The following is a 19,283-nucleotide window of genomic DNA, read 5'->3' on the forward strand; positions in this document are numbered from 1 at the left end:
GATTATGCACTTACCGGCAGCGGTCGACCGTAAACGCCTACGGGTCAGTCGCCCTCGCGTCGCTCGCGGGTCGCGAGCAGTCTGCGCAGCGAGTACAGCCGCGCCGGGTCCGCGTGACCCTCCGCCACGAAGGCGTCGAGGGCGCAGTCCTGCTCGTCGTGGCTGCACGCGCGGGGGCAGTTCTCCGTACCCGGTACGAGGTCGGGGAAGGCGAGGATCACCCGGGACGGGTCGACGTGGTGCAGGCCGAAGGAGCGCACGCCGGGCGTGTCGATGACCCAGCCGCCCTGCTTGTCGTCGAGCGGCAGGGCGAGCGCCGAGGTCGTGGTGTGCCGGCCGCGGCCCGTGACCGCGTTGACCACACCCGTGGAACGCCGCCGGTCCGCCGGGACCAGGGCGTTGACCAGCGTCGTCTTGCCGACACCCGAGTGGCCGACGAACGCGGTGGTCCGGCCCTTCAGGTGCTCGTGGACCCGCTCGGCGGCGACGCCGTCGACGAACTCGTCGCGGGTGGTGACCACATGGGGGACGCCGAGCGCCCCGTACATCTCCAGGAGCGCGTCCGGCGACGCCAGGTCCGACTTGGTCAGGACGAGGAGCGGCGAGAGCCCGCCGTCGTACGCGGCGACCAAGCAGCGGTCGATCAGCCGGGGGCGCGGTTCGGGGTCGGCGAGCGCGGTGACGATCGCCAGCTGGTCGGCGTTGGCGACGACCACCCGCTCGTACGGATCGTCGTCGTCGGCCGTGCGCCGGAGCACCGAGCTGCGCTCGCTGATCCGCACGATCCGGGCCAGCGTGTCCTTCTCGCCCGAGAGGTCGCCGACGATCTGGACCCGGTCGCCGACCACGGCGGCCTTGCGGCCCAGCTCGCGCGCCTTCATCGCCGTCACGACCCGGTCGTCGACCAGACAGGTCAGCCGGCCCCGGTCGACGGTGAGGACCATGCCCTCGACGGCGTCCTCGTGCTTCGGGCGGATGGTCGTACGGGGACGGGTGCCCTTGCGGTTGGGCCGCTGGCGGATGTCGTCCTCGTCGGTGTTCTTGCCGTAGCGCCGCATGGATCAGACCCCGAGCATTTCGGTCCACATCATCGGGAAGTCCGGCAAGGTCTTCGCCGTCGTGGCCACGTCCTCGATCTCCACGCCCTCGACCGCGAGGCCGATGATCGCGCCCGCCGTCGCCATGCGGTGGTCGTGGTACGTGTGGAAGACGCCGCCGTGCAGCGGGCGGGGGCGGATGTGCAGCCCGTCCTCGGTCTCGGTCACGTCACCGCCGAGCTCGTTGATCTCCTTGGTGAGGGCCGCCAGGCGGTCCGTCTCGTGCAGCCGCAGATGGGCGACGCCGCGCAGGGTGGAGGGGGAGTCGGCGAGCGCCGCGACCGCCGCGATGCCGGGGGTCAGCTCACCGACCTCGCCGAGGTCCACGTCGATGCCGTGGATCCGGCCCGTACCCGTGAAGGTCAGCCCGGCCTCGGTCAGCTCGCAGGAGCCACCCATCTCGGTGAAGATCTCCCGCAGCGCGTCACCCGGCTGGGTGGTCCGCTCGGGCCAGTCCGGGACGGTCACCCGGCCGCCGGTCACCAGCGCCGCGGCCAGGAACGGCTGCGCGTTCGACAGGTCCGGCTCGACGACCAGGTCCCGGCCGCGCAGCGCGGAGGGCGCCACCCGCCACACGTTCGGCGCGCCGCCGTGCTCCGGCTCGTCGACCTGGGCGCCGACCGAGCGCAGCATGTCGACCGTCATCCGGATGTGCGGCAGCGAGGGCAGCTTCGCGCCCACGTGCCGCACCTCGACGCCCTGGTTGAAGCGGGGCGCGGAGAGCAGCAGGGCGCTGACGAACTGGGAGGACGAGGAGGCGTCGATCTCGACCGTGCCGCCGTCCAGGCTCCCGGTGCCGTTAACGGTCATGGGGAGGGCGCCCCGGCCGTCGTCCTCGATGCGGGCGCCGAGCGCGCGCAGCGCGTCGATCACGCCGTGCAGCGGACGCTCGTGGGAGCGGGGGTCCCCGTCGAAGCGCACCGGGCCGTCGGTGAGCGCCGCGACCGGCGGCAGGAAGCGCATGACCGTGCCGGCGTTGCCGACGTCGACGGTGGCCGGGCCGCGCAGCGGGGCGGGGATGATCCGCCAGGCCTCGCCGGTGCCGTCGGGGCCCACCCCCTCCTCGATCTTCACTCCGATGGTGCGCAGCGCCTCGGCCATCAGGAGGGTGTCGCGGGAGCGCAGCGGGCGGCGCAGCCAGCCGGGCTCGGAGGCCAGCGCGGCGAGGACCAGGCCCCGGTTGGTGACCGACTTCGATCCGGGCACGGTGACGGTCGCGTCGACGGCGCCGCGGGCGTACGGGGCGGGCCAGAGGTCGGAGGACGGGTCGGGGTGCACGGAAGCTGCTGCGGTCATGGACTCACTGTACGGGTGAGTCAGAAGCGCAGGAGCCAGCGCCCGCCGCCGATCAGGGCGGAGATCGAGACCGTGTGGAAGAAGAGGAGCCACACCCCCGGGTGCACATGGGTGAGGCGCGAGAGCTGGTCCGCGTCCGAGTCGGGGGCGCCGCCGTGACGGCGTTTCGCCTGGAGCTCGAAGGCCGGGCGGACGCCGCCGAGGAGGAGGAACCAGACCACCGCGTAGGCGAAGACCGACTGGACCTCGGGAGCGGTCAGCCAGGAGACGAGGAGGAAGGCCGCGCCCGTCAGGAGGACGGTGAGGATCCCGTACGCGTTGCGGACCATCACGAGCATCGCGAGCAGCAGGCCGGTCGCGACCCAGAGCAGCAGGGTGACCCGGCCCGAGCCGAGGAGGGCGGCGCCGCCGAGGCCGAGCAGCGGGGCGGCGGTGTACCCGGCGGCCAGCGTGAGGACCACGCCGAGACCGGTCGGGCGGCCCCGGGTCACGGTCAGTCCGCTGGTGTCCGAGTGCAGCCGGATCGCTTCGAGGCGGCGGCCGGTCGCGAGGGCGACGATTCCGTGGCCGCCCTCGTGGGCGATGGTGATCGCGTTGCGGGCCAGGAGCCAGACGCGGCGGGGCACGGTGACGGCGAGGGCGGCGACCGCGGCGGCGATCACCAGCCACTCGGCCGGGGCGGCCTGCGGGCTGAAGAGGTCCATCGTTCGGGCCGCTCCTCGGGAGGTCGGGGATCGTGGCAGTGTGGCACGTATGTGCGGACGGTATGCAGCGAGTCGGCGGCCCGAGGATCTCGTCGACGTCTTCGAAGTAGAGAAGTGGGAGCCGGAGGAGACCCTGGCCCCGGACTGGAACGTGGCCCCCACCAAAGAGGTCTGGGCGGTCCTGGAGCGTCCTCTGAAAGACGCCGGATCACGGCGTCCGGTTCGCCAGCTGCGCGCCCTGAAGTGGGGACTGGTCCCGTCCTGGGCGAAGACGCCGGAGGGCGCCGCCCGGATGATCAACGCGCGCGCGGAGACCGTGCACGAGAAGCCCTCCTTCAAACGCGCGTTCGCGGCCCGCCGCTGCATCCTTCCCGCCGACGGCTATTACGAGTGGGTGACCGGCTCCGGGGAGCGGGACCTGGAGGTCGAGGGGAAGAAGAAGCGGCCGCGGAAGCAGCCGTACTTCGTGACCCCCGCGGACGGCTCGGTCTTCGCGATGGCCGGTCTCTACGAGTTCTGGCGCGACCGCACCCTCCCCGACGAGCACCCCTCCGCGTGGTGGGTGACCTGCTCGGTCGTCACCACCGAGGCCGAGACGGGCCCGCTGGGGGTGGCCCCGGCCGAGGGCCCGCGCTCGCTCGCCGACATCCACCCCCGGATGCCGCTGATGCTGACGGAGGAGCGCTGGGACGCCTGGCTCGACCCGGCGCGCACCGACCCGGAGGAGCTGCGCGGGCTGCTCGTCGCACCGCCGGAGGGGCTGATGCGGGCCTACCCGGTGTCGACGGCGGTCAGCAACGTCCGTAACAACGGCCCCGAGCTCCTGACGGAGCTGGAGGGCCCGGAGGAGGGCACGCTGTTCTGAGCGGCCCGGCAGCGCGAGGGCCGGAAGCACGAGGCCCGGCAGCGCGAGCGCCGGAAGCACGAGTGTCGGCAGCGCGAGCGCCGGAGCACGAGCGCCGGAGCGCGAGCGCCGGAGCGCGAGCGCCGGGAGTGCCCGTCGGGTCGGGAGCGCGGGGGAGAGTACGGGAGCGCCGTGCGCCCGGCCGGGGAGCCTCGGACGGCAGGATGGGGACGTGACACAGTACGAGACCGTTTCCACGGACGCCGGTGAGGCCCGCGTCACCTGGTACGCCGGCGCGAAGCCGTGGGCCGTGCTCGCCCTCGGCCACGGCGCCGGCGGCGGGGTCGAGGCCCGCGACCTCCAGGCCCTGGCCCACGCGCTGCCGGCCCACGGCGTGACCACGGCCCTCGTCGAGCAGCCCTGGCGGGTCGCCGGCAAGAAGGTCGCGCCCGCGCCGAAGACCCTCGACACCGGCTGGCGCGGACTCTGGCCGGCCCTCGCCGAGCCCGGCCTGCCCGTGATCGCGGGCGGCCGCAGCGCCGGCGCCCGGGTCGCCTGCCGGACCGGGCACGAGCTCGGCGCCCGCGCCGTCCTCGCCCTGAGCTTCCCGCTCCACCCGCCGGGGAAGCCGGAGCGGTCCCGCGCCGAGGAGCTCCTCGGCACCGGCCTGCCCACGCTCGTCGTGCAGGGCGGCAACGACCCCTTCGGCCGCCCCGGGGAGTTCCCGGCGGGGGCACACGGTCTCGTCGAGGTCCCCTACGGCGACCATGCCTTCGCGGTGCCCAAACGCGCCCCCCTCACCCAGGACGAGGCCCTCGACGTGCTCGTGGACGGCGTCGTCGAGTGGCTCGTCACACTGCGCTGACACCGGCCCCCGTACCGGGAATGTTGAGCGGGGGACCTCTGTTGTGGAGAGCGTCGGTGTGAGAGCAAGGAAGAGGGAGTCCGTCGCATGGGTTCGACCATCTGCCCGGAGCGTGCGCAGGCCGCTGACCTCGACTGGACAGTGCTGCCCGCGCCCAAGGTCGCCCCGATTCGGGCGGCGGGCGGAGCGGTTCCTCGTCTATCCTCCGAAACGAGCGGGTCCGCCTTCGGGCTCGCCGCCGCGCTGGAGGAGGTGGGTCCGGTCACTGGGACCGACACAGGGACCGACGACGGCCCCGAGGAGACGACCGCGGAGCGCAACGCGCGCTTCGAGCGGGACGCCCTCGGCTACCTCGACCAGATGTACTCGGCCGCGCTGCGCATGACGCGCAACCCCGCGGACGCGGAGGACCTGGTGCAGGAGACCTACGCGAAGGCGTACGGCTCCTTCCACCAGTTCCGGGAGGGCACGAACCTCAAGGCGTGGCTGTACCGCATTCTCACGAACACCTTCATCAACTCGTACCGCAAGAAGCAGCGTGAGCCCCAGCGCAGTGCCGCCGAGGAGATCGAGGACTGGCAGCTCGCGCGCGCCGAGTCGCACATGTCGACGGGTCTGCGCTCGGCGGAGTCGCAGGCGCTCGACCACCTGCCCGACTCCGACGTGAAGGAAGCGCTGCAGGCGATCCCCGAGGAGTTCCGCATCGCCGTCTATCTGGCGGATGTCGAGGGGTTTGCGTACAAGGAGATCGCGGACATCATGGGGACACCCATCGGTACGGTGATGTCCCGACTGCACCGGGGCCGCCGCCAGCTGCGCGGCATGCTCGAGGACTACGCCCGCGACCGCGGGCTGGTACCCGCGGGCGCCGGAGAGTCGTCGAACGATCTGAAAGGCTCGGGCTCATGAGCTGCGGAGAGCCGCACGAGACGGATTGCTCAGAGGTCCTGGATCACCTCTACGAGTTCCTCGACAAAGAGATGCCCGACAGCGACTGCACCAAGTTCGAGGTGCACTTCGAGGAGTGCTCCCCCTGCCTGGAGAAGTACGGCCTGGAGCAGGCGGTGAAGAAGCTCGTCAAGCGCTGCTGCGGCAGTGACGACGTCCCCACCGACCTCCGCTCCAAGGTCATGGGCCGCATCGACCTGATCCGCTCCGGGCAGCTGGTGCCCGAGCAGGACATCACGGCGAGCGCCCCGGCGACGCCGGCTCCGCAGGAGTAACCGAACGACGGCCCGGCGCGTACGGGCCCGTCCGGGCCCTTCCCGGCCCGGCCCGTCCGGAACGAAGGCCGTCGCGAAGAGATTGCGGCGGCCTCGCGCATATATCAGCTTGTATCACCCGTTGGTGCGAATCGGCCGCAGCACCACCTCTCGGGCCGCCCCACTCGCTAGCGTGACCCGTGTGATGGGCGTGAAGGTCATTCCGCGAGCGGCACGCGTGTACATCGGCTGCGCCCTGCTCGCCGCCGGAGCGTCGGTCCTGCCCGCGCTGCGCCCCGGCGCGGCCACCCCCTGGGGCACGGTCGCGCTCCTCGCCGCCCTGTACGCACTCTGCGAACTGCCCGCCCGCTGCCGGTTACTCGGCCGCGCGCTCGGCGGCTCCGTCCCCGTGGGCACCGGCTCCTTCTTCCCCGTCCTCCTCGCCTCCGCGCTGCTCCTGCCGCCCGCGGCCGCCGCGCTCACCGCGCTCCCCGGCAGCCTCCTCGCCCGCGTCGAGGAGCCGCCCGCCGGGCCGCGCCGCGCCTGGCGGGCCGCCGCCACCACCCTCGCCGTCTGGGCCGCCTCCCTCTCCGCCGGCGCCCTGCACGGCTCCGCGGCCCTCGGACACGGCCGGGACGCCCCCGACTTCCCGTACGCGCTGCTCCCCGCCGGCGCCGCCGCGCTCACCTTCTGTCTGGTCCTGACCGCCCTCGACGGCGGCATCCGGGCCACCGCCGACGGGCTGCCGGCCGGGGCCGCCTGGCGCGGACTCCTCGGGCGGGCCCTCGCCCCGCACGCGGTCCACGGGCTCGCCGGACTGATGATGGCCGTGCTGTGGCGGAGCACGTACGGGCCGGCCGCGGCCCTCTTCGTGCTGCTGCCGATGTACATCTCCTGCTGGGTCTTCGCCCAGTACCACCGCGAACGGGCCGCCCACCAGGCCACCATCCGCGCCCTCGTCCAGGCCGTCGACATCAAGGACCGGTACACCCGCGGCCACAGCGAACGGGTCGGCCACGCCTCCGTCCTGATCGCCCGTGAGCTCGGCATGGCGGAGGACCGGCTCGACGTCGTGCGCTTCGCCGGCATCCTCCACGACGTGGGGAAGCTCGGCGTGCCCACCCGGGTGCTGCGCAAGGACGGGCCGCTGACGCCCGAGGAGCGCCGGGTCATCGAACTGCATCCGGAGTACGGGCACGAGATGGTCCGGGGCATCGGCTTCCTCGGCGAGGCCAGGGCCGCGATCCTCCACCACCACGAGCGCATGGACGGCAGCGGCTACCCGTACGGGCTGCACGGCGAGCAGATCCCCGAGTTCGCCCGGGTGGTCGCCGTCGCCGACGCCTTCGACGCCATGACCTCCACCCGCTGCTACAGCCGGGCCCGCCCGGTGCCGACCGCCCTCGCCGAACTGGAGCGGTGCGCGGGCAGCCACTTCGACCCCCGGATGGTCGGTGCCCTGGTGCGGGCCCTGGCCCGGCACGGCTGGCAGACCGGTGTCACGGCGGACGAGGCACCGCAGCCGCTGCCGCCGCCGAGGACACCGGGGCCGGACGAGGCGCGGCCGAGCCCGCGGCAGGACGCGCTGCCGGGCGCGCAGTCGGACGCGCAGGACGCGCAGGACACACGCCAGGACGCACAGCCGAGCCCGCAGCCGAGTGCGGAACCGGGTCCCGCCGGAAAGAACGTGCCCCCGGCGGGACCCGGTTCCGCCCTGACCGGCCGGCCGAAGGAGCGCGCGTGACACGACCCGGCTCCCTCACCGGCGGAACCGTGCACGGGGCCGCCCTGCTGCTTGGCCTCGCCGGCTTCGGCGCCACCCTCTGGTACGGCGTCGACGAACCGGGCAACGCCCTCGCCTTCGGCACGCTCATCGCCCTCGGCGAGCTCGCACGCTGGGGCGCCGCCCCCGACGAGAGGGAGCCCGCGCCGCTCGCCGCCGCCGGAGCCCTCGCGTACGCCCTGCTCGGCACGGACGCCGGGACCGCCACCACCCACGGCGTCCTCCAGATCGTCGCCGTCGTCGTCGCCGGCGGCCTCGCCGGGATCGTCCCCCACATCGCCCGGGGCCGCGGCCCCGGCGCCGACCACCTCGCCCGCCGCGTCCTCACCGTCGGCTTCGCCGCCCTCTGCTTCCAGCCCCTCTACAACTCCGGCGCCGTCGTCGACCACCTCGGCGAGGGCCCGTCGTACGCCTTCTTCCTGATGCTCCTGCTCGTCCTGACCGCCCTGTGCGACGCCGTGCTCGCCGCCCTCGTGCTCCGCGCCCGCACGGGATTCCCGTACGCCCCCCTGCTCCGCGACGAACTGCGCGCCCTCCTCGGCATCGGCTCGGCCGTCTGTGCCACCGGCGCCGTCATGGCGCTCGGCGTGGCCGCCGCCGGGCTGTGGGCGCTGCCCGTGCTCGCCGTACCGCTCCTGCTCACCCAGGTCTCCTTCCGGCGGTACGCGGCCGTGCGGACCGTCAACCGGCAGACCATCGCCTCCCTGGCCCGCGCCACCGAGATCGCCGGCTGCACCCCGCCCGGCCACGCCCGCCGGGTCGCCGCCCTCAGCGCCGCCGTGGGGCGCGAGCTGGGCCTCTCCGGAGCCGAGCTGACCGTCCTGGAGTACGCGGCGCTCATGCACGACATCGGACAGCTCTCCCTCGTCGACCCGGTCGAGGCCGGTGCCACCGCCCTCCTCCCCGCCGAGGAGCAGCGCCGGATCGCCCTGCTCGGCGGCGAGGTCGTCCGCAGGACCGGTGTCCCCGCGGCCGTCGCCGTGGTCGTCGAGCGGCAGGCCGACCCGTACCGCGAGCAACCGCTGCCCGCCCGGATCGTCCGGGTCGTGAACGCCTACGACGACCTGGCGGGCGACGGGGCGGGCGCGGCCCTCGGCGCCCTGGAGCGGCTCCGCCTGGGCACAGCGCGTGACTATCACCCGGACGTCGTCGAATGCCTGGCCAGGGTCCTGGCGCGGGGCGGAGCCGCTGGGGTGACCTCGGCCGTCGCTGGGTAACCCATGGGTAATGAGCGCGCGTCCGACCGGGCATGGTTGGATGCGAACAAGAGGGTGAAAGCGACCGGCAGGCGGGAATCGTGAGGATCTTCGGGAAGGTACGGCATCGGCCCTCCGCCTCGTGGCGGCAGGCCACCGACCGCGCGTTCACGCTGATCGGCGACGGCCGGTACGAGGACGCGGGCGCGCTGCTGACACGTGCGGCGGATCTGGAGCCCTGGCTCTCGGAGTCCTGGTTCAACCTGGCCCTGCTGCACAAGTTCCGGCACGACTGGGAGCAGGCAAGGGCCGCCGGGCTGCGCGCCGTCGCCCTGCTCGACAAGGAGACCGGCGCCCCCGACTGGTGGAACGTCGGCATCGCGGCCACCGCGCTCCAGGACTGGCCGCTGGCCCGCCGCGCCTGGCAGGCGTACGGGCTGAAGGTGCCCGGGGCCGCCGCGGGCACCGGTGAGCCCGCCGGCATGGAGCTGGGCAGCGCCGCCGTCCGGCTCTCGCCCGAGGGCGAGGCCGAGGTCGTGTGGGGCCGCAGGCTCGACCCGGCCCGCATCGAGGTCCTCTCCATCCCGCTGCCGTCCTCGGGGCGCCGCTGGGGCGAGGTCGTCCTCCACGACGGTGTGCCGAACGGCGAGCGCACCACCACGGCGGGCCCGTCGTACCCGGTCTTCGACGAGATCGAGCTGTGGGCTCCGTCACCCGTGCCGACCTGGGTGGTCCTCCTGGAGGCCGCCACCGAGGACGACCGGGACGCCCTGGAGCAGCTCGCCGCCGACGCGGGCTTCGCCGCCGAGGACTGGTCGTCCTCCGTGCGGCTGCTCTGCCGCGCCTGCTCGGAGTCGACCATGCCGAGTGCCGAGGGCGAGGGCGAGCACTCCGACCCGCACGACCACAGCGAGCCGGGACACCCCGGGCCGCTCGGCCACCGCTCGCCCGGCGAGCTGTGGGTGCCGGAGCGGGAGTGCGGCCTGGCCGCCCCGGCCGGCCTGGTGCGCGGGCTCCTCGACGGCTGGGTGGCGGACAGCCCCGACAGCCGTGAGTGGCGGGATCTGGAAGAGGTCTGCTGACCACTGGCCGTAGGCTGTACGGGATCGTTTACTGGGGTTCCGAGGAAGGCACGCGCCGGACATGACGCAGCAGGAAACTGACGAGCAGATCAACGAAGAGTTCGTCGTGGACACGGAGGACTGCGAGGCGCGCGAGCTCGCCCACCGCGAGCGCGGCACGGCCCGCCCGATCACCGTCGTCGGCAACCCGGTGCTCCACCGGGAGTGCCGGGACGTCACCGAGTTCGACGACAAGCTCGCGGCGCTGATCGACGACATGTTCGCCAGCCAGAAGGCCGCCGAGGGCGTGGGCCTCGCCGCGAACCAGATCGGTGTGGACCTCAAGGTCTTCGTCTACGACTGCCCGGACGACGAGGGCGTCCGGCACACCGGCGTCGTGGTCAACCCGGTCCTCGACGAACTGCCGGCCGACCGCCGCGTCCTGGACGAGTCCAACGAGGGCTGCCTCTCCGTGCCGACCGCCTACGCCGAGCTGGCCCGCCCCGACTACGCGGTCGTCCGCGGCCAGGACGCCGAGGGGAACCCGATCGCGGTCCAGGGCACCGGCTACTTCGCCCGCTGCCTCCAGCACGAGACGGACCACCTGTACGGCCGCCTGTACATCGACCGCCTCTCCAAGCGCGACCGCAAGGACGCCCTGCGCCAGATGGAAGAGGGCACCCCGCGCTACGAGGTCGTCCCGAACGACTGACCCCGGCGCCGTACGCGTAGACGAGGAAGGGCCCCGCACTCCAGGAGTGCGGGGCCCTTCCTCGTGTCCGTACGGACTAGAAGTCCTCGTCGAGGTCGACCGAGCCCTCGACCGCGACTTGGTACGCGGACGGGCGGCGCTCGAAGAAGTTGGTCAGCTCCTGGACGCCCTGGAGCTCCATGAACGCGAACGGGTTCTCCGAGCCGTACACCGGGGCGAAGCCGAGGCGCTGGAGGCGCTGGTCGGCGACGCACTGGAGGTACTCGCGCATCGACTCCGTGTTCATGCCCGGCAGGCCGTCGCCGCACAGGTCGCGGCCGAACTGCAGCTCCGCCTCCACGGCCTCCTTCAGCATGTCGGTGACCTGCTGCTGGAGCGCGTCGTCGAAGAGCTCCGGCTCCTCCTTGCGGACGGTGTCCACGACCTCGAAGGCGAAGTTCATGTGCATCGTCTCGTCGCGGAAGACCCAGTTGGTGCCGGTGGCCAGGCCGTGCAGCAGACCGCGGGACCGGAACCAGTACACGTAGGCGAAGGCGCCGTAGAAGAACAGGCCCTCGATGCACGCCGCGAAGCAGATCAGGTTCAGCAGGAAGCGGCGGCGGTCGGCCTGGGTCTCCAGGCGGTCGATCTTCTCCACCGAGTCCATCCAGCGGAAGCAGAACTGCGCCTTCTCGCGGATGGAGGGGATCTCCTCGACCGCGTCGAACGCGGCGGCGCGGTCGTCCGGGTCGGGCAGGTAGGTGTCGAGCAGCGTCAGGTAGAACTGGACGTGCACGGCCTCCTCGAACAGCTGGCGCGACAGGTACAGGCGCGCCTCCGGGGAGTTGATGTGCTTGTAGAGCGTCAGGACCAGGTTGTTCGAGACGATCGAGTCGCCGGTCGCGAAGAAGGCGACCAGACGGCCGATCATGTGCTGCTCACCGGGGGTGAGCTTGGCGAGGTCGGCGACGTCCGAGTGGAGGTCGACCTCCTCCACCGTCCACGTGTTCTTGATCGCGTCCCGGTAGCGCTCGTAGAAGTCCGGGTAGCGCATCGGACGGAGGGTCAGCTCGAAGCCCGGGTCGAGGAGGTTCTTGTTCTCGGTGGTGCTCATTACTGGCAGGCCTCGCAGGACTCGGGGTTTTCCAGGGAGCAGGCGAGGGCGTCCGCGTCGGGGGTCGCCTGCTGTACGGGGATGGTGGCGGCGGCCGTCGACGCCTGGGCGGCACGGGCGATCCGGGTCGCCGGGCGGGAGCGCAGGTAGTACGTCGTCTTCAGCCCCTGCTTCCAGGCGTACGCGTACATCGACGACAGCTTGCCGATCGTCGGCGTCTCCAGGAACAGGTTCAGGGACTGCGACTGGTCGAGGAAGGGCGTGCGGGCGGCGGCCATGTCGATCAGACCGCGCTGCGGGATCTCCCAGGCCGTGCGGTACAGCTCGCGCACCTCGGCCGGGATCCAGGTGAAGCCCGCCACCGAACCGCTCGCGTCGCGCAGCGCGTCCCGGGTCTGGGCGTCCCACACGCCGAGCCGCTTCAGCTCGGCGACGAGGTACGAGTTGACCTGGAGGAACTCGCCCGACAGCGTCTCGCGCTTGAAGAGGTTGGAGACCTGCGGCTCGATGCACTCGTAGACGCCCGCGATCGAGGCGATGGTCGCCGTCGGCGCGATCGCCAGGAGCAGGCTGTTGCGCATGCCGACCGCGGCGATCCGCTCGCGCAGGGCCGCCCAGCGCTCCGGCCAGTTGAGCTCCACGTCGTAGTGGTCCGGGTGCAGGACACCGCGGGCCGCGCGGGTCTTCTCCCAGGCGGGGAGCGGGCCGCTGCGCTCGGCGAGGTCGGCGGAGGCCTCGTACGCGGCGAGCATGATCCGCTCGGCGATACGGGTGGACAGCGCGCGCGCCTCGGGGGAGTCGAAGGGCAGCTTCAGCTGGAAGAAGACGTCCTGGAGGCCCATCGCGCCCAGACCCACCGGCCGCCAGCGGGCGTTGGAACGCCCGGCCTGCTCGGTCGGGTAGAAGTTGATGTCGACGACCCGGTCGAGGAAGGTGACGGCCGTGCGGACGGTCGCGTCGAGCCGCTCCCAGTCGATGTCCGAGCCCACCACGAACGCGCCGAGGTTGACCGAGCCCAGGTTGCAGACCGCGGTCTCGCCGTCGTCCGTGACCTCCAGGATCTCCGTGCAGAGGTTGGAGGAGTGGACGGTGTGGCCGGGCTCCGCGGTCTGGTTGGCCGTGCGGTTGGAGGCGTCCTTGAAGGTCATCCAGCCGTTGCCGGTCTGGGCCAGGGTCCGCATCATCCGGCCGTACAGGTCGCGGGCCGGCATCGTCTTGCGGGCCAGCCCCTTCGCCTCGGCGGCGTGGTAGGCGGCGTCGAACTCCTCGCCCCACAGGTCGACGAGCTCGGGAACGTCCGCCGGGGAGAAGAGCGACCACTCGGCGTCCGCGTTGACCCGGCGCATGAACTCGTCCGGGATCCAGTGGGCCAGGTTGAGGTTGTGCGTACGGCGCTGGTCCTCGCCCGTGTTGTCGCGGAGCTCCAGGAACTCCTCGATGTCCGCGTGCCAGGTCTCCAGGTAGACGGCGGCGGCGCCCTTGCGGCGGCCGCCCTGGTTCACGGCGGCGACGGAGGCGTCGAGGGTCTTGAGGAACGGGACGATGCCGTTGGAGTGGCCGTTGGTGCCGCGGATCAGGGAACCGCGGGCGCGGATGCGGGAGTAGGAGAGGCCGATGCCGCCGGCGTGCTTCGAGAGGCGCGCGACCTGGTGGTAGCGGTCGTAGATGGAGTCCAGCTCGTCCTGCGGGGAGTCCAGGAGGTAGCAGGAGGACATCTGCGGGTGGCGGGTGCCGGAGTTGAAGAGCGTGGGGGAGGAGGGGAGGTAGTCCAGACGGCTCATCAGGCCGTACAGCGCGCTGACCTCGTCGAGCGCGCGGACGCTCGTGTCCTCGGCGAGGCCGCAGGCGACGCGGAGCATGAAGTGCTGCGGGGTCTCGATCACCTTGCGGGTGATCGGGTGGCGCAGCAGGTAGCGGGAGAAGAGGGTGCGCAGACCGAAGTAGCCGAAGCGGTCGTCGGCGGCGCCGTCGATGGTGGCGTCGAGCCGGTCCGCGTGCAGCGCGACGAAGTCGGCGGTGCGGTCGGCGATCAGGCCCTCGCGGTGACTGACGGCCACGGAGGCCGAGAAGGAGACGGCGCCCTGGCCGGCCGCCTCGTCGGCGATGGTGATGGTCAGGAGCCGGGCGGCGAGCCGGGAGTAGGCCGGGTCGTCGGAGATCAGGCCGGCGGCCGCCTCGGTGGCCAGCTCGCGCAGTTCCGCCTCGTCCGACGTGGCGCTGCGGCCGCGCAGGGCGGCGGCGGCGACCTTGCCGGGGTCGGTGTCGGGGAGATCGGCGGTGAGATCGGTCAGGGTCCGCAGCAGTACGGTGCCGGGTCCGTCGCTCTCGATCGCCGTTACCGGATCGGCGGGCGCGATGGTCACGTGGGGCTCTCCCTCGCTCGGCTCGGGGCCGCGGCGGGGGAAGGCGGGCAGGCGGGCACCCGTGCTCGGGGTACGCCGCGTCCACCGGCCCACTCCGCGAGGCCCGGACGTCAGTGACACCCGGAACGGACGGACCGGGTGTGCTGTCGGCAGGTCCTCGGACTGACCTCGTACGCGCGTATGGGTACGAAGCACACCGTTGCGGGACAGTTCCGGATTCGCGCCGGATTTCCCTGCGTCGACAGCGAGGTTGAGCATACATGTGGGGGGCGCCGCTTGCGGCACCCCCCACATGTTGTGTCGCCCTGGTGTCCTCTGCGTGTCAGAACTCCAGGGCGTAGGTCCGCAGCCGGTGCCCGGGAATCGGCTCCCAGTCCCGCTCGGGAGTGCGGACGAAACCCATCCGCTCGTAGATCCGGTGCGCCGGGACCATCTTCGGGTCCGTGGAGAGCACGAGCCTCGCGCACTCCGGCACGGCCCGGGCGCGGTCCGCGCAGTGGCGTACGAGCGCCTCTCCGACGCCCCTGCCACGGGCCTCCGGCGCCACCACGAGCATCCGGAACTCGGCCTCGCCGGCGACGGCGATGTCCGCCCACGGGGTGGATCCGGGGGCGTAGGTGACCCCGCCGATGATCCGCTCCTCCGCGTCGACGGCGACGAGCACCTCGGCCTCGCGCGCCCGCCGCGCCGTGTCCCGCAGCACGTCCAGGTAGAAGTCGTCCGCCCCGTGCAGCAGCAGCCCGTCGTTCAGGTAGGTCCGCCCGGTGAGGTCACCGAGCTCCTCGTACTCCTCGGGCCGTACCGCCCTGATGGTGAAGTCCATGAGGGCAGTCTGCCCCGCGGGCACGGGAAAGGGGCCCGGGGTTTCCTTGGCGGAGATCCCGGGCCCCTGCGTCGTACCGCCAGGTCAGTGCGCTCCGGCGCCGACCTTCGGGTCCGCCTCGCGGCCCGCCTTACGGGACGGCGCGTCGGCCGTGTAGTCCTCGGGGGAGGTCTCGTCGACGCCCTCGGGGGCCTTGAGGGCCTTGAGGACGAAGGTCAGGACGACCGTGACGACGAGGTTGAGGACGAAGGCGGTGAGACCGATGTAGCCGATCTCGCCGATGCCCGGGATCTCGGCGGAGGAGCCGCCGAAGTGCTTCTGCGTCGGGCTGGCGACCCCGTACGCGGCGACCGTGCCGTAGACCATGCCGACGGCCCAGCCGGCGAGCAGCGCCCAGCGGTGGAACCAGCGGGTGAAGAGGCCGCCGACGAGCGCCGGGAAGGTCTGGAGGATCCAGATGCCGCCGAGCAGCTGGAAGTTGATCGCGACCGTCTTGTCCATGGTGAGGACGAAGGCCAGCGCGCCGACCTTCACCAGGAGCGAGACGATCTTGGAGACCTTGGTCTCCTGGGCCGGGGTCGCGTCCGGTTTGATGAAGTCCTTGTAGATGTTGCGGGTGAAGAGGTTGGCCGCGGCGATCGACATGATCGCGGCCGGGACGAGCGCGCCGATGCCGATCGCGGCGAAGGCGACGCCCGCGAACCAGTCCGGGAACATGGTCTCGAAGAGCTGCGGGATGGCGAGCTGGCCGTTCTTGACCTTGATCCCGGCGGCGATCGCCATGAAGCCGAGCAGCGCGAGCAGGCCCAGCATCAGCGAGTACAGCGGCAGGATCGTGGTGTTGCGGCGGATCACCTCACGGCTGCGCGAGGAGAGCGTCGCCGTGATGGAGTGCGGGTACATGAAGAGCGCGAGCGCCGAGCCGAGCGCCAGCGTCGCGTACGTCCACTGGCCGGCCTCGCCGGGGACGAGCGTGCCGCGCGGCTTGCCGGTCGCCGGGTTGGTCTGCGCGTAGGCCTCGCCGGCCTTCGCGAAGATCTCGTCGAAGCCGCCGAGCTTGATCGGGATGTAGATGATCGCCACCGCGATGACGATGTAGATCAGGGTGTCCTTGACGAAGGCGATGAGCGCGGGTGCGCGCAGGCCCGAGGAGTACGTGTACGCCGCGAGGACACCGAAGGCGATCAGCAGCGGCAGGTCCTTGATGAACCAGTGGGTGGTCTCGCCGCCGCCGACGCCCATCACGTCCAGGACGGCCTGGATGCCGACGAGCTGGAGCGCGATGTACGGCATGGTGGCGAGGATGCCGGTGACCGCCACCGCGAGGGACAGGCCCTTGGAACCGAACCGGCCGCGCACGAAGTCGGAGGTGGTGACGTATCCGTGCTTGTGCGAGACCGACCAGAGGCGCGGCAGGAAGGTGAAGATCAGCGGGTAGACCAGGATGGTGTACGGGACGGCGAAGAAGCCGGCCGCGCCCGCCGCGTAGATGGCCGCGGGGACCGCGACGAACGTGTAGGCGGTGTAGAGGTCGCCGCCGAGCAGGAACCAGGTCACCCAGGTGCCGAACGACCGGCCGCCGAGGCCCCATTCGTCGAGGCTGTTCTCGTTCTCGGCCTTGCGCCAGCGCGCGGCCAGGAAGCCCATGACCGTGACGGCCAGGAAGAAGAAGACGAAGACGCCGAGCGCCACGCCGTTCACGCCGTCCTTCATCGCGCGTCACCTCCCTTGCGGGCACGCTGGTCCAGCTGCCACAGCTTGTACGCGACCATGGTGAGCACGGTCGAGACCAGCACCCAGAGCATCTGGTACCAGTAGAAGAACGGGATGCCGGCGAAGAGCGGTTCGGCCTTCGCGTACGAACTCACCCAGAGCATCGCCACGAACGGCGCGAACAGGCAGATCGCGATCACCACCCGCAGGGGGGTGATGGTCGGTTGTTTCCCTTGTGTCGCTTCTGACACGGCGATTCCGTCCCCTCGCTGGTCACCTAGGTAATGGTGGGGAAATCTAGGGGACGCTTCCGCTTCACGGAACCCCTGTCCGTATAACGGATCTGACTGCCGTGCGGTTCAACGGTTCAGAGCCAGCCCTCCTTCGCGGCCCGCACCCCCGCCTCGAAACGGCTGCGCGCGCCGAGCCGGTTCATCAGCTCCGAGCTCATCCGGCGCACGGTCCGCAGCGAGACGCCGAGCCGCCGGGCCGCGATGTCGTCCGTGCAGCCGATGCCGAGGAGCATCAGCAACTCCCGCTCCTGGGGCGAGAGATCGTGCTCGTCGCGGCGCGGGGCCTCCCCGAAGGGGGTGCCCCCCTCCCACAGCCGGTCGAAGAGCACCAGCAGGGCGTGGACCAGACCGGGGCTGCGGACTTCGAGGGCGCCCGCGCGGCCGTCCTCCGGATCGACCGGGACGAGCGCGGCCTCGCGGTCGACGACGACCATGAGCATCGGGACCACGGGCACGGTCCGCGCCTCGCCGCCGAGTTCGCAGTACCAGCGCACGTACTCGACGGTCGGCGGGTCGTTGCGGAAGCTCTCCTGGTAGATCGACCGGATCCGCACGCCGCGTTCCAGGGCCAGTTGGTCGAGCGGCTGGCTGGCGTCCATCGTGTCGGGGAGCTGGGCCCCGCCCGGCAGCAGCGAGAGGCACTCGGTACGGGCGTTCGAGGCCAGGTCCTCCAGGCGCTCGCGGACGTTCTCCAGGCCCACGACCCGGTGCACCACGTCGTGCCGCGCCGCGCCGTCGGTGCGGTCGGCGTACGTGGCGAGGATGTCGGCCACCGCCCGCTCGGCGCGCTCGACCTGGCGCCGCCGCCGGGTCAACTCGGCCTCGGCCCGGGAGAGGAGGAAGGAGAAGCCGACCTCGGGGTCGAACGGAAGGACCTCCTCGGAATCGTCCTCCATGGCGACGAGCCGCGCCTCCGTGAGCCGGCCCAGCGCCTCGCGGACCTGCTCCTCGGGCCAGTCGAGCCGGTGGGCCATCTCGGCCACACCGTAGTCGGGCCGTTCGAGCATGAGCCGGTACAGGGTCTCCGCGGATCTCTCTATTCCCAGCGCCTCCAGCAAGGCGACATCCCCCCGAATGGTCCTGTCGTGCCGTTTACTTTCCGTGCCTGACCGTGCGGCCTCTGTGATGGTAGGCCGCTGCCGACCGTAGGACTAGACCAATGGAACGGCCGCGGGGATCCTCGGAGTTCGGCCATCGCCTGTCCGGCCAAACGCCTGTGCGGCGGGAGTTCATGATCCAGGATGGTCTAGTCCAACCGTCTTCGAGAAGGACTGTATCCATGGCGATCCCGCAGCGCACCCTCGTACTCGGAGCCCTGCCCTTCGGTACGACCGTCGACGAGGCCACCTCGTTCGCCGTGCTCGACCGCTTCACCGAACTGGGCGGCACCGTGATCGACACCGCCAACAACTACACGTACTGGGCCGAAGGTGGCACCGGGGACGAGAGCGAGGCGACCATCGGACGCTGGCTCGCCGCGCGCGGCAACCGCGACGGCCTCGTCCTCTCCACCAAGTGCGGCGGACGGCCCGCCTCCGTCGGAGCCTCGGAGCTCGAGGGACTCTCCGAAAAGAGTGTCAGGTCCGCCCTGGAGGACAGCCTGCGCAGGCTCGGTGTCGACCGGGTCGACGTCTTCTGGGCCCACCTGGAGGACCGCACGGTCCCGCTCTCCGAAACCGTCGCGACCCTCGCCGACCTCGTCGACGAGGGGAAGACCGGCGAACTCGGCGTCAGCAACCACGCCGTCTGGCGGGTCGAACGCGCCCGCGCCCTCGCCGGCGACCGCCCGCGCTACACCCACCTCCAGTACCGCCACTCCTACCTCCAGCCCCGCTTCGACAAGGCCCTCCCCTCCTCGGGACACGTCCACGTCACCAGGGAGCTCCTCGACTACGTGCGCACCGAGGGCGACCTCACGGTCTGGGCCTACAGCGCGCTGCTCTCCGGCGGCTACACCCGCCCCGAGGTGGGGATCCCCGCGGCGTACGACCACCCCGGCACCGCTCCGCGCCTCGCGGCACTGCGCGAGGTCGCCGGCGAACTCGGCGCGAGCGTCAACCAGGTGGTGCTCGCCTGGCTCCTCGACGGCGAACCGTCCGTCCTGCCCGTGGTCGGGGCGAGCCGGGTCGAGCAGGTGGAGGAGGCCATGGGCGCGCTCGCCCTCACCCTCGACCCCGACCAGCGGCGACGCCTGGACGAGGCGGGTTCCTGACGGTCCCGCGGGACGAGGCGGGTTCC

18 protein-coding genes and 1 riboswitch are annotated in these 19,283 nt (G+C 72.0%); of the genes, 9 read left to right on the forward strand and 9 right to left on the reverse strand.

All coding sequences use genetic code 11. The features are described 5' to 3' along the window. Positions 1 to 44: 44 nt before the first annotated feature. From rsgA to OG361_RS26510, 3 genes are read right to left on the reverse strand one after another with little or no spacing between them, the layout of a single operon-like run. The gene (rsgA, locus tag OG361_RS26500) at positions 45 to 1,058 is read right to left on the reverse strand and encodes a ribosome small subunit-dependent GTPase A (protein WP_405857405.1); all 1,014 of its coding nucleotides are present in this window, start codon (positions 1,056 to 1,058) and stop codon (positions 45 to 47) included. Positions 1,059 to 1,061: 3 nt separating this feature from the next. Beyond that, complete coding sequence (aroA, locus tag OG361_RS26505; RefSeq protein ID WP_405857407.1) at positions 1,062 to 2,393, reverse strand: 3-phosphoshikimate 1-carboxyvinyltransferase; 1,332 nt, start codon at positions 2,391 to 2,393, stop codon at positions 1,062 to 1,064. 20 nt (positions 2,394 to 2,413) lie between these two features. Then, on the reverse strand, positions 2,414 to 3,097 hold the full coding sequence (locus OG361_RS26510; protein WP_405857409.1) for a M50 family metallopeptidase: 684 nt from the start codon (positions 3,095 to 3,097) through the stop codon (positions 2,414 to 2,416). 49 nt (positions 3,098 to 3,146) lie between these two features. Between OG361_RS26510 and OG361_RS26515 the strand changes: the two genes are divergently transcribed. The 8 genes from OG361_RS26515 to def all read left to right on the forward strand — a co-directional run bounded on the left by OG361_RS26515 (position 3,147) and on the right by def (position 10,760). Further along, complete coding sequence (locus tag OG361_RS26515) at positions 3,147 to 3,962, forward strand: SOS response-associated peptidase (RefSeq protein ID WP_405857411.1); 816 nt, start codon at positions 3,147 to 3,149, stop codon at positions 3,960 to 3,962. A 211-nt stretch (positions 3,963 to 4,173) separates the two neighbouring features. Continuing rightward, a complete protein-coding gene (locus tag OG361_RS26520) occupies positions 4,174 to 4,806 on the forward strand; it encodes an alpha/beta family hydrolase (RefSeq protein ID WP_405857413.1) in 633 nt (210 codons plus the stop codon). Positions 4,807 to 5,058: 252 nt separating this feature from the next. Beyond that, a complete protein-coding gene (locus OG361_RS26525; protein WP_352186978.1) occupies positions 5,059 to 5,715 on the forward strand; it encodes a sigma-70 family RNA polymerase sigma factor in 657 nt (218 codons plus the stop codon). Further along, entirely contained in the window at positions 5,712 to 6,029 is a 318-nt protein-coding gene (gene rsrA, locus OG361_RS26530; RefSeq protein WP_384577982.1) for a mycothiol system anti-sigma-R factor, read from the forward strand. Before OG361_RS26525 ends, rsrA begins: the two co-directional genes overlap by 4 nt. A 190-nt stretch (positions 6,030 to 6,219) precedes the next feature. Then, positions 6,220 to 7,752, forward strand: a complete 1,533-nt coding sequence (locus tag OG361_RS26535) for an HD-GYP domain-containing protein (protein WP_405862446.1) — start codon at positions 6,220 to 6,222, stop codon at positions 7,750 to 7,752. Then, entirely contained in the window at positions 7,749 to 9,008 is a 1,260-nt protein-coding gene (locus OG361_RS26540; RefSeq protein ID WP_405857415.1) for an HD domain-containing protein, read from the forward strand. The genes OG361_RS26535 and OG361_RS26540 overlap by 4 nt, the downstream gene beginning before the upstream one ends. An 80-nt stretch (positions 9,009 to 9,088) precedes the next feature. Then, positions 9,089 to 10,069: a tetratricopeptide repeat protein gene (locus tag OG361_RS26545; RefSeq protein ID WP_384577361.1), complete on the forward strand. Its 981-nt coding sequence runs from the start codon at positions 9,089 to 9,091 to the stop codon at positions 10,067 to 10,069. A 61-nt stretch (positions 10,070 to 10,130) separates the two neighbouring features. After that, on the forward strand, positions 10,131 to 10,760 hold the full coding sequence (gene def, locus OG361_RS26550; RefSeq protein WP_405857416.1) for a peptide deformylase: 630 nt from the start codon (positions 10,131 to 10,133) through the stop codon (positions 10,758 to 10,760). Between the two features lie 76 nt (positions 10,761 to 10,836). On the opposite strand, the gene OG361_RS26555 is transcribed toward def, so the two are convergent. From OG361_RS26555 to OG361_RS26580, 6 genes are all read right to left on the reverse strand, one after another. Then, a complete protein-coding gene (locus OG361_RS26555) occupies positions 10,837 to 11,853 on the reverse strand; it encodes a ribonucleotide-diphosphate reductase subunit beta (RefSeq protein ID WP_125745598.1) in 1,017 nt (338 codons plus the stop codon). Beyond that, positions 11,853 to 14,216 (reverse strand): ribonucleoside-diphosphate reductase subunit alpha, encoded by a 2,364-nt coding sequence (locus OG361_RS26560; protein WP_405857418.1) that lies wholly within the window; start codon positions 14,214 to 14,216, stop codon positions 11,853 to 11,855. Before OG361_RS26560 ends, OG361_RS26555 begins: the two co-directional genes overlap by 1 nt. 130 nt (positions 14,217 to 14,346) lie before the next feature. Beyond that, positions 14,347 to 14,520: riboswitch (cobalamin riboswitch) on the reverse strand. Positions 14,521 to 14,538: 18 nt separating this feature from the next. After that, positions 14,539 to 15,039, reverse strand: coding sequence for a GNAT family N-acetyltransferase (locus OG361_RS26565; protein ID WP_405857420.1), 501 nt, complete (start codon positions 15,037 to 15,039; stop codon positions 14,539 to 14,541). An 84-nt stretch (positions 15,040 to 15,123) separates the two neighbouring features. Then, positions 15,124 to 16,752, reverse strand: a complete 1,629-nt coding sequence (mctP, locus tag OG361_RS26570; RefSeq protein WP_405857422.1) for a monocarboxylate uptake permease MctP — start codon at positions 16,750 to 16,752, stop codon at positions 15,124 to 15,126. Then, positions 16,749 to 17,003 (reverse strand): DUF3311 domain-containing protein, encoded by a 255-nt coding sequence (locus OG361_RS26575; RefSeq protein ID WP_405857424.1) that lies wholly within the window; start codon positions 17,001 to 17,003, stop codon positions 16,749 to 16,751. Before OG361_RS26575 ends, mctP begins: the two co-directional genes overlap by 4 nt. Before the next feature lie 116 nt (positions 17,004 to 17,119). After that, positions 17,120 to 18,103, reverse strand: coding sequence for a LuxR C-terminal-related transcriptional regulator (locus OG361_RS26580; protein ID WP_405857426.1), 984 nt, complete (start codon positions 18,101 to 18,103; stop codon positions 17,120 to 17,122). Between the two features lie 221 nt (positions 18,104 to 18,324). Between OG361_RS26580 and OG361_RS26585 the strand changes: the two genes are divergently transcribed. Beyond that, entirely contained in the window at positions 18,325 to 19,257 is a 933-nt protein-coding gene (locus OG361_RS26585) for an aldo/keto reductase (protein WP_405857428.1), read from the forward strand. The last annotated feature ends 26 nt before the right edge of the window (positions 19,258 to 19,283 follow it).

Source organism: Streptomyces sp. NBC_00090, from assembly GCF_045160815.1.
GTDB lineage: Bacteria > Actinomycetota > Actinomycetes > Streptomycetales > Streptomycetaceae > Streptomyces.

What these genes read in the sequence shown, in the direction of transcription:
- rsgA (WP_405857405.1), bottom strand. Translation starts at nt 1,058, where the DNA reads ATGCGGCGCTACGGCAAGAACACCGACGAGGACGACATCCGCCAGCGG.
- aroA (WP_405857407.1), bottom strand. Translation starts at nt 2,393, where the DNA reads ATGACCGCAGCAGCTTCCGTGCACCCCGACCCGTCCTCCGACCTCTGG.
- OG361_RS26510 (WP_405857409.1), bottom strand. Translation starts at nt 3,097, where the DNA reads ATGGACCTCTTCAGCCCGCAGGCCGCCCCGGCCGAGTGGCTGGTGATC.
- OG361_RS26515 (WP_405857411.1), top strand. Translation starts at nt 3,147, where the DNA reads ATGTGCGGACGGTATGCAGCGAGTCGGCGGCCCGAGGATCTCGTCGAC.
- rsrA (WP_384577982.1), top strand. Translation starts at nt 5,712, where the DNA reads ATGAGCTGCGGAGAGCCGCACGAGACGGATTGCTCAGAGGTCCTGGAT.
- def (WP_405857416.1), top strand. Translation starts at nt 10,131, where the DNA reads ATGACGCAGCAGGAAACTGACGAGCAGATCAACGAAGAGTTCGTCGTG.
- OG361_RS26555 (WP_125745598.1), bottom strand. Translation starts at nt 11,853, where the DNA reads ATGAGCACCACCGAGAACAAGAACCTCCTCGACCCGGGCTTCGAGCTG.
- OG361_RS26565 (WP_405857420.1), bottom strand. Translation starts at nt 15,039, where the DNA reads ATGGACTTCACCATCAGGGCGGTACGGCCCGAGGAGTACGAGGAGCTC.
- mctP (WP_405857422.1), bottom strand. Translation starts at nt 16,752, where the DNA reads ATGAAGGACGGCGTGAACGGCGTGGCGCTCGGCGTCTTCGTCTTCTTC.
- OG361_RS26585 (WP_405857428.1), top strand. Translation starts at nt 18,325, where the DNA reads ATGGCGATCCCGCAGCGCACCCTCGTACTCGGAGCCCTGCCCTTCGGT.